General features: G+C 37.5%; 11 protein-coding genes. 7 read left to right on the forward strand and 4 right to left on the reverse strand.

The window, feature by feature from the left end:
- The first annotated feature begins 9 nt into the window (after window positions 1-9).
- On the forward strand, window positions 10-753 hold the full coding sequence (locus ACFIJK_RS00405; protein WP_375625127.1) for a TlyA family RNA methyltransferase: 744 nt from the start codon (window positions 10-12) through the stop codon (window positions 751-753).
- On the forward strand, window positions 750-2,003 hold the full coding sequence (locus ACFIJK_RS00410; protein WP_375625700.1) for a class I SAM-dependent RNA methyltransferase: 1,254 nt from the start codon (window positions 750-752) through the stop codon (window positions 2,001-2,003). Before ACFIJK_RS00405 ends, ACFIJK_RS00410 begins: the two co-directional genes overlap by 4 nt.
- A gap of 541 nt (window positions 2,004-2,544) precedes the next feature.
- On the opposite strand, the gene tldD is transcribed toward ACFIJK_RS00410, so the two are convergent.
- Both tldD and ACFIJK_RS00420 read right to left on the reverse strand, forming a co-directional pair.
- On the reverse strand, window positions 2,545-3,969 hold the full coding sequence (gene tldD / locus ACFIJK_RS00415; protein WP_375625125.1) for a metalloprotease TldD: 1,425 nt from the start codon (window positions 3,967-3,969) through the stop codon (window positions 2,545-2,547).
- Between the two features lie 109 nt (window positions 3,970-4,078).
- A complete protein-coding gene (locus tag ACFIJK_RS00420) occupies window positions 4,079-4,654 on the reverse strand; it encodes an invasion associated locus B family protein (RefSeq protein ID WP_375625703.1) in 576 nt (191 codons plus the stop codon).
- Between the two features lie 296 nt (window positions 4,655-4,950).
- Here ACFIJK_RS00420 and cyoE point away from each other — a divergent pair, with 296 nt between their 5' ends.
- The 4 genes from cyoE (at window position 4,951) to rnhA (ending at window position 8,557) form a co-directional block, all read left to right on the forward strand.
- Window positions 4,951-5,886, forward strand: a complete 936-nt coding sequence (cyoE, locus tag ACFIJK_RS00425) for a heme o synthase (protein WP_375625705.1) — start codon at window positions 4,951-4,953, stop codon at window positions 5,884-5,886.
- Between the two features lie 183 nt (window positions 5,887-6,069).
- Entirely contained in the window at window positions 6,070-7,125 is a 1,056-nt protein-coding gene (ispH, locus tag ACFIJK_RS00430; RefSeq protein ID WP_375625122.1) for a 4-hydroxy-3-methylbut-2-enyl diphosphate reductase, read from the forward strand.
- Window positions 7,125-8,084: a homoserine kinase gene (locus tag ACFIJK_RS00435; RefSeq protein WP_375625707.1), complete on the forward strand. Its 960-nt coding sequence runs from the start codon at window positions 7,125-7,127 to the stop codon at window positions 8,082-8,084. Before ispH ends, ACFIJK_RS00435 begins: the two co-directional genes overlap by 1 nt.
- A gap of 5 nt (window positions 8,085-8,089) precedes the next feature.
- Window positions 8,090-8,557 carry a ribonuclease HI gene (gene rnhA, locus ACFIJK_RS00440; protein ID WP_375625120.1) on the forward strand — a complete coding sequence of 156 codons (468 nt, stop codon included), beginning with the start codon at window positions 8,090-8,092 and terminating at the stop codon, window positions 8,555-8,557.
- A 23-nt stretch (window positions 8,558-8,580) separates the two neighbouring features.
- Here rnhA and ACFIJK_RS00445 read toward each other — a convergent pair whose 3' ends face one another.
- A complete protein-coding gene (locus ACFIJK_RS00445; protein WP_375625710.1) occupies window positions 8,581-9,462 on the reverse strand; it encodes a protein-disulfide reductase DsbD domain-containing protein in 882 nt (293 codons plus the stop codon).
- 71 nt (window positions 9,463-9,533) lie between these two features.
- Here ACFIJK_RS00445 and ACFIJK_RS00450 point away from each other — a divergent pair, with 71 nt between their 5' ends.
- Window positions 9,534-10,118 carry a YqgE/AlgH family protein gene (locus ACFIJK_RS00450; RefSeq protein WP_375625118.1) on the forward strand — a complete coding sequence of 195 codons (585 nt, stop codon included), beginning with the start codon at window positions 9,534-9,536 and terminating at the stop codon, window positions 10,116-10,118.
- A 42-nt stretch (window positions 10,119-10,160) separates the two neighbouring features.
- On the opposite strand, the gene ACFIJK_RS00455 is transcribed toward ACFIJK_RS00450, so the two are convergent.
- Window positions 10,161-13,046: an EAL domain-containing protein gene (locus ACFIJK_RS00455; RefSeq protein ID WP_375625712.1), complete on the reverse strand. Its 2,886-nt coding sequence runs from the start codon at window positions 13,044-13,046 to the stop codon at window positions 10,161-10,163.
- Window positions 13,047-13,183 lie beyond the last annotated feature (137 nt).

The following is a 13,183-nucleotide window of genomic DNA, read 5'->3' on the forward strand; positions in this document are numbered from 1 at the left end:
GAGTATGATATGGCTGCCAGAAAAAGGCTCGATATTCTCTTAGTTGAAAAAAACTTTTTTACGACACGTTCACGCGCACGTGATGCTGTCATGCGTCAAACTGTTAAAGTTAACGGCGAAATCGTTTTTAAAGCTGGGCAAATTGTTTTTGGTGATGCAGAGATTGCTGTTTGTGATCCAGCGCAGAATTATGTTTCTCGGGCAGCGTTAAAATTGATTGCTGCACTTGATGCATTTCCGATTATAACAGATAAAGTGACGGCCATTGATGTTGGTGCATCAACAGGTGGTTTTACACAAGTTCTCTTAGAACGTGGATCGGCTCATGTAATTGCCGTTGATGTTGGGCATCATCAATTTGATAAACGTTTATTGGGCAACAGTGCTATAACGTTATTAGAAGGCTTGAATGTTAGAGATTTTCAACATAACCATTTAGGTGGGCGAGAAATTGATCTTATCGTTTCAGATGTTAGCTTTATTTCTCTCAAACTTGCATTGCCTCCCGTTTTGTCTTTAGCCAAGAAGGGCGCTCAAGCTGTTTTACTGGTAAAGCCTCAGTTTGAGGTTGGTCGTAAACACTTTAGTAAGAGGGGAATATTAAATCCATCAATAGCTAAAGAAACTGCTGAGGCGCTTTTTGTTTGGTTAAATACACAAACAGGGTGGAGCGCAAGAGGTTTAATTCCTTCCCCTATTACAGGTGGTGATGGCAACGTGGAATATTTACTATTCGGAGAAAAACAAGAGTGAGTGACAATGTCATAATCGACCATATCGGAGCAAATGGGTATGGTACTTCTAGGACGTCTCGCGGCTTCGTTTATGTTCCTTTTACTTTACCAGGAGAGTGTGCTGAAATTACTGTTCATGGAAAATATGCAACATGTATAGCATTAAAAGAAAAATCATTAGAACGCATTGATACTCTTTGTCAGCATTTTGGAGAATGTGGAGGGTGTACTCTTCAGCATTGGCATATGGATGCTTATCGCGTATGGAAACAACAATTGGTTGTTGATGCGCTTAAAAAGTATGGACTTAATAATGTTGTTGCGCCTTTAATAGAATGTAAACCTTATAGCCGACGGCGGATTACTCTAACAGCATCTATGACCCCACAGGGGCAAAAAGTTGGTTTTAACCGTTATCTCTCTCATGAGATTGTAGCTCTTGAGGAATGTCCAGTAAGCTGTCCAGAGCTTATTTCTCAGTTGCATAATATCAGAGAGCTCTGTGCTTTTCTAAGCAGCTCTGCCAAACGGTTTCATGTTACAATAACACGTGTTGAAAATGGTTTAGATGTTGCTTTAAGCGGTTGCATTGTACACCATGAATCACTTCGTCAGAAAATGATCAGTGCTGCTCTTTCATATGGGATTATACGTTTATCTGTTGATGGTGAAGTTTTGGTTGAACGAGAAAAACCAGAGATTTACTTTGGAGATGTCCGTGTTGAATTTCCTTCTGGTGGTTTTCTTCAAGCAACCTGCGAAGCTGAAAATATAATGGGCAATATTATTTTGACTCATTTAAAAAAAGCAAAGAATGCTGTTGATTTGTTTTCAGGGATAGGAACATTTACTTTGCGTATGGCAAAAAAGATGAATGTTCATGCAGTAGAAAATAATGAAGATGCATTAAGAAATCTAAATACAGCAGCACGTTTTGCGACTGGTTTAAAAACGGTCACTTGTGAAAAACGTGATCTTTTCCGACATCCCCTTTCTGTAAAGGAACTTGAGTGTTTTGAGAGTGTTGTTTTTGATCCTCCCCGTGCTGGTGCAGAGCAACAAGTACGTGAATTAGCTAAGACGACAGTATCACGTGTTGTGGCAATTTCCTGTAATCCTACTACATTTGCTCGTGATTTATCTCTTCTTGTTGCAGGGGGGTATACAGTAGAAAAAATCATACCGATTGATCAATTTTTATGGTCACCACATGTCGAAATTGTTGCTGTTTTGAGCAAAAAGAAAAAAAAGAAAGGTTGGAAGCTTTAGCTTAAAAATTTTTTAATGCCATGAAGATTTTTTTTAAAGTTTACTTGAGTATTATTATAAAATCTCTCCAAAAATTATCTATAATAATAACCTTTTTCTCGTTGAATTAAGAGCACTGAATGTAGAAAGTGTTTTTTATTTTGAACTTTTTATTATGAAATATAAAAGGCAAATTATCCCACACAAAAGACTAATGTATTAAGAAGAAGATGTGTCTGAACAAGCCGGTGCCAGTGTTATATTTGTCATCTTCCAATGTGGCTATAACTCTTGTTACTTGAGACGGTCCATAAGAGGAATCTTTGGTCCTTTCTTGTACAGGTTTTATTCATATGACTCTCCCCATCTGTAACGTACAAACGAATGATTTTGATTGATTCAATATGGAACAGATTTGAAATGAGAGAATCTTATGGTATTCAAGGTTCTAATTTAATATGAACAACGATAGATTATCTTTATAAATCAATGTATTGTAACCTCCTCACAAAATGGTCGTGATAGATGATAAGGAGGCAATATTGGGAAGGAATGAGAAAGCTTATTCTTTTATAAGCGCAGTTCCACCGATTGTCATATTATTGATTCGAAGATGAGGTTGACCAACACCAACAGGGACATTTTGGCCAGCTTTTCCACACATACCGATACCATTATCAAGTTTACTATCATTACCAATCATTGTAATACGTTTCATAGCATCCGGTCCATTTCCAATAAGAGTTGCGCCTCTGATTGGTGCTACAATTTTACCATTTTCTACTCGGTATGCTTCAGTACATTCAAAGACGAATTTTCCAGAAGTAATATCAACTTGTCCTCCACCAAATGAAACAGCATAGATACCATGTTTGAGTGAAGAAAGGATTTCTTCAGGTGTTTTATCTCCTCCTAGCATGATTGTATTGGTCATTCGTGGCATTGGTGCATAAGCATAAGATTCACGCCGTCCATTTCCAGTTGATTTACCTCCCATAAGCCGTGCATTAAGCCTGTCTTGCATAAAACCAACGAGCTTTCCATCTTCAATGAGAACGTTATATCCTGAAGGGGTCCCCTCATCATCGACAGTGAGAGAGCCACGGCATTGTGGAATTGTTCCATCATCAACAACTGTAACACCTTTTGCCGCAACTTGTTGTCCTAAAAGTCCAGCAAAAGCGGATGTTTTTTTACGGTTAAAGTCACCTTCTAAACCATGACCTACGGCTTCATGGAGCATAACGCCAGGCCATCCATTGGCTAAGACAACATCAAAAGATCCTGCAGGTGCTGCTTCTGCTTCTAAATTTGTTAAAGCCATACGTAAGGCTTCATCCGCAGCTTTTTTCCAATTGTCTTCATGAATAAATTGGTCAAATGCTTGTCGCCCTCCACATCCATAAAAACCATTTTCACGTCGATTGCCTTCAGCTGCGACCACAGATATAGAAAGTCGCACAAGGGGACGAATATCACGAACCAAATAACCATCTGCACGTAAAATTTCAACATGTTGTAGCGAGCCGGAAAGAGAAGCAGTCACTTGATGCAATTTATCATTTTTAGCACGTAAATAGGCATCAATTTTTTGCAAAAGAGCACTTTTTTCCTCAAATGATGGAGCATCAAGGGGATTATGCGGTTGATAAAGTTTTTTGTTTGTTTGTTGAGGTGCTATGCTATAAGTTCCCGCATGATTATTATAGGTAATAGCTTTAGCTGCTTCACTAGCACGTTTGAGTGCAGCAGCTGATAATTCACTAGAATATGCATATCCGGTAGCTTCTCCAGCAACGACACGCAGCCCAAACCCCATATCTTGATGGAAAGAGCCGTTTTTAAGCTGTCCATTATCAAATAAAAGAGCTTCGCTTTCTGTATACTCAAGGTAAAGCTCACCATCATCAGCATGATGAAGCGTTTCTTGTACAAGTGATTGCACTTTAGAGGAAGTAATATCAAAATGATCTATCAGCGATTTCATAAGAATTATCCTATTTTTATGGGAACTTAGAAGATTTTTATTAATCTAATTTAAGAAGCTTTCAAAATATACGATGAGATTTTAATCGTCTAAAGTGTATCGATTTCATTCATGTAGGTAAGGTTGCATAGGCGTCGGCAAGACCATGAAGGTCAACAAAACCTCCAATCCCTTGTTCAGGAGTTGTAAAGATAAAATAGGTTGCCATTTTTCCTTTTAAAAAGAGCTGCAATATGTCTTCTTTAAGAAAGGCTTCAGCAACACAATTATCACCAAGACAACGACGATATTCCATTCTGCCCATATTTTTATCGTCAATTTTAATTCCAACGCCAGGACGTAATTCAACGCGAATCGGAACAAAAACACGCATCAAAGCACCTTGCTTTTGAGGAAGTTTATAAAATGTAACACGCAAAGTAATATCATGACGACCTTGTGTATGAACGTTTTGTACAACTTCACACTGCATGTTAGGTGTACCTGGCGGTAGAGCACAAACTTTTGTCCATGCACCATAGGTTTGTGGAGCAGGGACATTTTGCGCATAAGGTGTTTGTGCAAATGCATGATTGATAAAACTACTATAAAGTGTGTAAAGAACAGCACCAATAAAAAAAGTTTTTTTGAGTAATTTATAAAGTATCACAGAAAATCCTACCCGACTCAACACACATACAACCATACATAGATTTACATAAAAAAATGAATTCCCCACATAAAAACTATAACACAAAATCAGTATTTACCCAAATATATTAATCCATAGGATATATTTTTATGATACATTTGTAATGTAGGAGAGAATGTTGATTGAAAAAATGTATTTTTGTTGCCAATATTCCATCTATTTTTAGGGGATACGTGCGAACGAGGTATTTCATATTTTCTCAAAAATACGATTGGTCTTAATTGATCATTTCCATACGCTAGATAATATTGGTTTGTGAATGACAGAAATGGAAAAGGGCTTTGAGCGGAATGTCAGTTTCAGGAGAGTTATCGGTCGTGAATAGTAAATCAACGCCACCAAAATCCGGTATTAGTGATTATATCACGTTATTAAAGCCACGTGTTATGTCTCTTGTGGTCTTTACGGCTCTAGTTGGTTTGCTTGTATCGCCAGTTTCTATCAATCCGTTGTATGGTTTTTTAGCGATTTTATGTATTGCCATCGGTGGTGGCGGTGCGGGAGCACTGAATATGTGGTATGATGCTGACATTGATGCCGTGATGGAACGGACCAAAAAGCGTCCTATTCCTATGGGTAAAATCAGTTCCCGAAAAGCATTTATTTTTGGCATAGTTCTTTCTATGCTTTCGGTATTGGTTATGGGGAGCTTCATTAATTGGTTTGCAGCATTTTTTCTTGCGTTTACGATTTTCTTTTATGTCGTTATTTATACAATTTGGTTAAAACGTATCACACCACAAAATATTGTTATTGGTGGTGCTTCTGGGGCTTTCCCACCAATGATTGGATGGTCCGTGACAACAGGGACAGTGAGTATTGATAGCTTTTTATTATTTTTAATCATTTTTATGTGGACCCCCCCTCATTTTTGGGCTCTTTCTTTATTTTCATCCCTTGATTATGAGGCTGCAGGTATTCCTATGATGCCTAATGTTCGAGGTGAACATTCAACAAAAAAGCAGATTTTATTTTATACTATTTTGATGGCATTGTGCGCTGCTGCTCCTTGCTTTACTGGTCTTGGCGGAATTTTTTATGGTATTTTTTCAACAATTTTAAGCATTATCTTTGTTTATTTTGCCTATCGTTTGTGGAAAGCTGATACACATAATGAAACTATTTTGATGGCAAAAAAACTGTTTTTCTTTTCGTTACTTTATTTGGCAGCTATCTTTGGAGTTCTTTTGATTGAATCTCTTGTTTGGTATTTTATCGCTCTTTAGGCAAATAAAATGAAAAAGCAAATTTAAAAAGAGCTTTGCTGCAAGAAAATCTCGTAAGAAAACACGATAGAGTGTGTTCTTATGCAAAAGATGCTATTGCCAGTTTTTTTTACATTGCTTATTCGTGTATAATGATAAGTTGTTTGAATATATAGCTAAAACTATAGAGATTAAGGATGATTTATGTCTGGACTTCCCCCTTTAACGATACGTCTTTGTGGTCCACGTGGATTTTGTGCAGGGGTTGATCGTGCTATCCAGATTGTTCTCCTTGCATTAAAAAAATATGGTGTTCCAGTATATGTTCGTCATGAAATTGTACACAACCGCTACGTGGTTGAGGGATTACAGCAACGGGGAGCTATTTTTGTTGAAGAACTTGATGAGATTCCAGAAGAACATCGCAATCAACCGGTTGTTTTTTCTGCTCATGGTGTACCAAAATCTGTTTCAGAAGAAGCACGATGCTATAATTTGTTTTATCTCGATGCAACATGTCCGTTGGTCTCGAAAGTTCATAAACAAGCGATACGACATCAACGTCATGGTCGTCATGTTATATTGATTGGTCATGCTGGTCATCCTGAGGTGATAGGGACAATGGGACAGCTTGAAGAAGGGGCTGTGACGCTTATTGAAACGATAGAAGATGCTTTGCATTATCTCCCCAATGATCCAGATAAATTAGGATTTGTTACACAAACAACGCTTTCTGTTGAAGATACGGCAGGAATTCTCGATATATTACAACAACGTTTCCCTACATTAGCAGCCCCAGCGGCTGAGTCAATTTGCTATGCTACAACGAATCGACAAGATGCGGTTAAGGCAGCAGCAAAGGGGAGTGATTTGTTTTTGATTGTTGGAGCGCCAAATTCTTCTAATTCACGACGTTTAGTAGAGGTTGCCGAAAAGTCTGGTGCGCGGCAAGCTATTTTAGTTCAGCGCGCTGATGAAATTAATTTTGAAAACCTAAAAGCTCTTTCTATTGTCAGTCTTTCAGCAGGGGCTTCGGCTCCTGAAATTATTATTGATGAAATTATTTCAGCGTTTCGTGAGCGTTATAATGTCACAATAGAATTAGCTGAAACAGCAGTAGAAACGGAAAAATTTTTAGTGAGTCGCGAATTACGTGACGTCATTTTAACGTCGCAAGATATGGCTTTCGTCAATGGTCAAGCAAATAATGCAAAAAATGAAAATCAGAATACAGACATGTCTACAACGAAAGCAGAATAATGGCCGTTTATACAGATATTCATTCAAATGATTTAAAAGTGTTTTTAACACGTTATGCAATAGGGTCACTTTTGTCTTATCAAGGTATAGAGGAGGGGATTGAAAATTCTAATTTTCTGTTAGAGACAACACAAGGGCGATTTATTTTAACACTTTATGAAAAGCGTATTTCGAAAGATGATTTACCTTTTTTTTGTCGTTTGATGCAGCATTTAGGACAGCGTGGAATTCCTTGCCCTCAACCTGTTATTCAAAATGATGGAATGATGATCTGTGAATTAGCAGGACGCCCTGCTGCTATTATTACTTTTCTGGAAGGAGAGTGGGTCCGCCAGCCCACTATAGATCATTGTGGCGAAGTGGGGATGGGGCTCGCACAATTACATTTAGCAGGACAGGACTTTACACTTAGTCGTAAAAATACTCTTTCTGTTATGGATTGGCAGGTATTGTGGCAACGTTGTCAAACAAAAGAAGATGCATTATTAAAAGAATTTGGGCAAAAAATTGAGTTAGAATTAGCTTTTTTACAGGAAAATTGGCCGCTCAATTTACCAATAGGCATTATTCATGCAGATTTATTTAATGATAACGTCTTTTTTGTGAATCATCGTCTTTCTGGGATAATAGATTTCTATTTTGCTTGTAATGACTTTTTTGCTTATGATTTAGCGATCTGTTTAAATGCTTGGTGCTTTGAGCTTGATCATTCTTATAATCTGGCCAAAGCACGTAAGTTATTGGAAAATTATCAAAAAATAAGACCATTGATCCCTTTAGAATTGGACAAGATTGTTTTGTTAGCTCGTGGTGCGTCTTTACGTTTCTTACTCACACGTCTTTATGATTGGTTTAATACACCGCCTAATAGCTTTGTTATTAAGAAAGATCCATGGGAGTATTGGCACAAGCTTTGTTTTTTCAGTAATGTAAATTCGCTAAGTGAATTAGGTTTTTAAATTTTATGGCAACTCAACAAAAAGTCGTTGAAATTTATACAGATGGTGCTTGCTCAGGGAATCCTGGAATTGGAGGATGGGGAGCAATTTTACGCTGGAATGGTCATGAACGTGAGCTTTATGGCGGTAAGGTCCATACGACAAACAATCAAATGGAACTCATGGCGGCAATTTGTGCATTAAAGGCACTTAAAGAGCCCTGTTTGGTCGACCTTTATACAGACTCAGTTTATGTGCGTAACGGTATATCTAAGTGGATTGAAGATTGGAAAAAGAATAATTGGCGCACTGCATCAAAAAATCCTGTTAAAAATATGGAGCTATGGCAAGCTCTTGAGGATGCTTGTTCTTGTCATACAGTCAGATGGCACTGGGTAAAAGGACATGCGGGACATCCAGAAAATGAACGCGCAGATGCCCTTGCTCGCAAAGCAATTTCTCAATATCGCGAAAATGGATGTTTTCCAGCATAATTACTGTTTGAGAGTTTTTTCTTTTATCGCGGAGTCGCAAGAGGGGGTGGCTGCGTATGGAATATGAATGTTCCACTTAAGGCGTAATCTTTAAAAGAAACTGTATAAAAAATTTTTTGGTTTATTTCTTCTGGTGCGAAATAGAGTGGAGCACTGAAGAGTGTATATTCTGCGTTATCACTGACTTTTTTTGCTGCTCCAATTTGCATTTCTCCTCCATCTAAAAAGAGAGAGGAAGGAGTGGTCTTGTTGTTATTTTGTATTTTTATAAGAAGGGTACTGTTATTTTTTTCGGCACTTATTTTTAGTGCATTCTGCATCATGCGGGGCAAAGAATCTTGGGCATTTTTTAAGAAGGAAGCAGGAAGATGTTTATTTTTAAGAGCAGATGGGGAAAAATCAAAGTTAACAGTAAATGGAAGACAGATTTTATTACATAATCCAAGAGTGAAAGCACCACTTAAATTTTTGCTTGAACCAGAAAGATTGAAGGGCAATATTACTTTATCTTTATAGCCTAATGACCAATCATTTTCTGTTTCAAAAAGCTGTGGGGTAGGATAAAAGATTTCATAAGAAACCTGTTGGTTGAAATTAAAAAACGGTGCCATGCCAGAATTACCTGGATTACGCCAGTAAGTTTTCCATCCTGGTTTAAGCACAATCTCAATAATGCCTTCTCTTATTCCAGAAAGAGAAGGTTCGGTGATTGCTAATCGGATACGACCACCATCTGATTCATACCAAGATGTTGCGAAAAGCTGGAGTTTTTGTTCTTTTTGAGCATTTACAGGAATGTTAAGTAATTCTAAAACTATGAATGTTAAGCTTAAAGTAACTAAAAGATTTTTATAAAAGAAAGTTGCGATATTTTGTAAATTTGTAAATACATGACTTTTTTTCATTGGATTTTTATTTTCCTAGTGTACTAAATGAACAAACTTTTATCATGTAAATTATGGAGAATAACAAATTAATGAAGCGGTGTAATGGCTTTTTAGGTGGACAATTACTCATAGCAATGCCTGGGATGAATGACAAACGCTTTATTCGTTCTGTTATTTACATTTGCGCGCATTCTGATGCTGGTGCGATGGGCATTATTCTCAATCAATTGCATCATATTGATTTTCCAGATCTTTTGCTTCACTTGGGAGTCATAGACAGGGGCCAAAAAAAAAGTCTTTCTGAACCAATAAAACAGTTTCCAGTTCGCTATGGTGGTCCTGTTGATCCTTCGCGTGGTTTTGTCCTTCATTCAGATGATTATGCTTGTGAAGAAACTGTTTTTATTGCAGATAAGGTCTGTTTTACTGCGACTATTGATATATTAAAAGCGATCAGTTGCGAACAAGGTCCGCAACATGCACTGGTAGCGCTAGGTTATGCTGGATGGAAAGCGGGGCAACTTGAGGCAGAAATTTCTACAAATGGTTGGCTAATCAGTTCTACATCACCTAGTTTTCTTTTTGAAAGTGATTTAAGCTGCAAGTATGATAAAAGTTTAACACGCATGGGTATCGATCCAACTTATCTTGCTTCTGAAATGGGACACGCGTAGAGTTTTTTCTAAGCTTTTTAACTTTACACGTTATTTTATCCCTTATGTTTTTATTTTATAAGGGAAATGGCTTTGAACGAGCGTAATTAATTCTTCTATGGCAATCGGTTTCGTTACAAGTGTGCTTTGAACATATTTACAGCCTTCTTGACGGAGGAAGATTGCTTCTTTTTCATTTTCAACACCTTCTGCGATAATTTGCAAATTAAGATCTGTTGCCATATTAATGATAGACTTAAGAACAATTTTCTTCTTAAGGGAGTCGATTGAAATAAGTGAACGATCAAGTTTAACCATATCAAATGGATAACGTACGAGATAGGTCAGAGACGAATAACCTGTTCCAAAATTATCGAGTGCGAGATTCATTCCAAGTGTTTTAATTTGTTCGAGAAAGTGCGCTGATTGTTCAGGATTATTTCTTAAGACAAATTCAGATATTTCAATCATCAAACGCCCTTTGTGGAGCGGATGACGAAGCAGAGCGGCGCGCAATTGACTAATAAAACGAGGATGAATCATTTCTGCGCTTGGTAAATTAATTGAAATAAAGAAAGATTGTTGGGAAAACTTTTCTTGTACATTTATAAGATCGATAATGGCACTATCGATGATAAATTGTGACAAATTCATAACAATTTGTTCATTTTCTACGATTTTTATAAAATCAGAGACATTTAAATTTCCATAAGTGGGATGATGCCATTCTACAATTGTTTCAAAACCAATAATATGTCCGTCTGATAAATTAAGAATAGGATGGTAGAGGATTTTTATCTCATTACGTTTTATGGCATAATGAACATCTTTTTCCAGAGTATTATGTTCGAGACCCAAAGTGCGAAAATTAGGACGAAAAGGTTCTATATGGTTTCCACCCATTTGTTTTGCGCGAATCATCGCTAATTCACTGTCATTAAAAATATCTTTAGCTGTCGATCGGCTTTCACTCCATGTAACCAATCCGATAGACGTTGAAAGAATTATTTTGTTTTCTGAAAGTGAAATAGGTGCTGAAATTGTTTTGTGCAAATGATCTGCAAATGCTGCAATTTTTTGTGGTTCAGTTTCACTGAGTAAAATAATTGCAAAGCGGTCTGCTGAAAGTCGCGACAAGGTGTCTTGAAAGTTAATGAGACGGTTTAAACGACGTGCGATTATAAGCAGTACAGTATCCCCAACTGCTATGCCTAATTTGCGATTAATTTTGCGAAAATTGTCCAAATCAATCATAAAGACAGTCGGTCTAATTTTGATATTTGCTTTCGCCAAAGAGGTATAATTTTGTAGTCTATCAAAGAAAATTTGTTGGTTCGGAAGGCCGGTTAAACTGTCGTGGATTGCATCATGCAATAAGCGTTCTTCGGATTTTTTATGGTTAGTAATATTGACAATGGTTCCAATGACACGTGTGATTTTCCCATCTTTTTGCATAGCCGGGCGTGCACGAAGAGAAAACCAATGATAATAACCACCACCGGAAGAAAGCCGAAAAATTTGATCAATGCGCCCTTTTTTATTTTTAAGAATGATATCTAATACGGCTTGAAAGCGTTCACGATCATCATGGTGCAAGGCTGAAATCCAGTTGCGCATAGGTCCATTGAGGTTATGAATTTCAGTACCAAAAAGAGTCGCCATGTTTGGATGTACAACAATACGGTCACGCTCAATATTCCAATCCCAAATAATATTTCCAGCTCCCTTTGCTGCGAGTACTTGTTGTTCAAGATCGGAAAATATTCCTTCATGGAAAGCGTCATTAGAAAAAGTTTGTTGCAGGACAGTAAAGCTGATGAGAAGAACAATGAGCACTAATCCCCCCGCTAATGCCGGCTGGATAATATCATTGTTTAAATATCCAGCTATGCAGGCATAGGCTCCAACACACCAAAAGCTAATGAGCAACCATGTTGGAATAAGCATAATGGCGCGGTCATAGCTTCTGATCGAGAAATAGATGATTAATATTATACCAAGCACAGCGGTAAGGCCAAAAGACAAACGCGCAATTCCAGCTGCTCTGATTGGATCATAAATAGCAAAGGCTCCTAGACTACAAAAGGCAATGGTCCAAGCGATAGCACCGTAACTAAAATGATAATGCCAGCGGTTAAGGCTGAGATAGGTAAAAAGAAAAATGAAGAGTGTAGCAGTAAGTGCTACTTCTGTACCAGCACGCCAGATTGGTTGTGTTGTGAGTGTAACTGCAAAGAATTTATTTAAAAAGTTGAAGTCAATACCAATATAAAAAAGCACTGCCCAAGCAACAGCAGCTGTTGCAGGAAACAGTCCTGTTCCACGGACAACAAAGAGTACAGTTAACAAAAGCGCTAAGAGACCTGATATCCCAAGAAGAATACCATGATAAAGCGTATAAGAATTAATTGCATCTTTATAAGCTTCAGGTTGCCATAAATAGATTTGCGGTAGATTTGCAGAGTTAAGTTCGGCCACAAATGTAACAACAGCACCAGGGTTAAGGGTAATACGAAAGATATCAGAGTTTGCACTAAGTTGACGATCGAGGGAAAAACCTTCGCTTGGCGTTATGGATTGAATCCTTGCTGATCCAAGGTCTGGCCAAAAAAATCCAGAACGCGCCATGCGGTAGTGGGGGGCAACGATGAGACGATCGATTTGTTCATCTGTTGGATTTGCAAGAGAAAAAACTGCCCAATTTCCGGAAAATTTTTCATTTTTTGCCTGCACTTCAATACGCCAAACAATACCATCTGGTCCTGGCGCTGTACTTGTTTGAAAAATAGAGCTGTTTGTATGGTGAATTTCAATTGCTTGTGAGAGATCAAGAGCAGCATCCTGAGAAGAAATTTTAACTGGCTCAATTGCTTGTGCTGATGTAAGATGGACAAGAGAACTAACGACTACAATGAAAATGATGTCAATTATTTTACGCAAACTCTTCACAATGTCCCACTCTCAATATTTTAGGATGTTTAACTTTCATTTCGATTTTTGAGAAAAAACGTCCACCTTTTATAATTTATTTACATAATAAATTGTTATCACTTTTTCTTAAGTTATGTGGTTTTATATACAAATAG

This window comes from Bartonella sp. PS17NMGDW (assembly GCF_042193555.1).
GTDB classification, from domain to species: Bacteria; Pseudomonadota; Alphaproteobacteria; order Rhizobiales; family Rhizobiaceae; genus Bartonella; species Bartonella grahamii.

Bases quoted from the DNA above. Each gene is read 5' to 3' on its own strand.
- ACFIJK_RS00420 (WP_375625703.1), bottom strand. From the start codon at position 4,654: ATGGTTGTATGTGTGTTGAGTCGGGTAGGATTTTCTGTGATACTTTAT.
- ACFIJK_RS00445 (WP_375625710.1), bottom strand. From the start codon at position 9,462: ATGAAAAAAAGTCATGTATTTACAAATTTACAAAATATCGCAACTTTC.
- ACFIJK_RS00435 (WP_375625707.1), top strand. From the start codon at position 7,125: ATGGCCGTTTATACAGATATTCATTCAAATGATTTAAAAGTGTTTTTA.
- tldD (WP_375625125.1), bottom strand. From the start codon at position 3,969: ATGAAATCGCTGATAGATCATTTTGATATTACTTCCTCTAAAGTGCAA.
- cyoE (WP_375625705.1), top strand. From the start codon at position 4,951: ATGTCAGTTTCAGGAGAGTTATCGGTCGTGAATAGTAAATCAACGCCA.
- ACFIJK_RS00405 (WP_375625127.1), top strand. From the start codon at position 10: ATGGCTGCCAGAAAAAGGCTCGATATTCTCTTAGTTGAAAAAAACTTT.
- ACFIJK_RS00450 (WP_375625118.1), top strand. From the start codon at position 9,534: ATGAAGCGGTGTAATGGCTTTTTAGGTGGACAATTACTCATAGCAATG.
- rnhA (WP_375625120.1), top strand. From the start codon at position 8,090: ATGGCAACTCAACAAAAAGTCGTTGAAATTTATACAGATGGTGCTTGC.
- ispH (WP_375625122.1), top strand. From the start codon at position 6,070: ATGTCTGGACTTCCCCCTTTAACGATACGTCTTTGTGGTCCACGTGGA.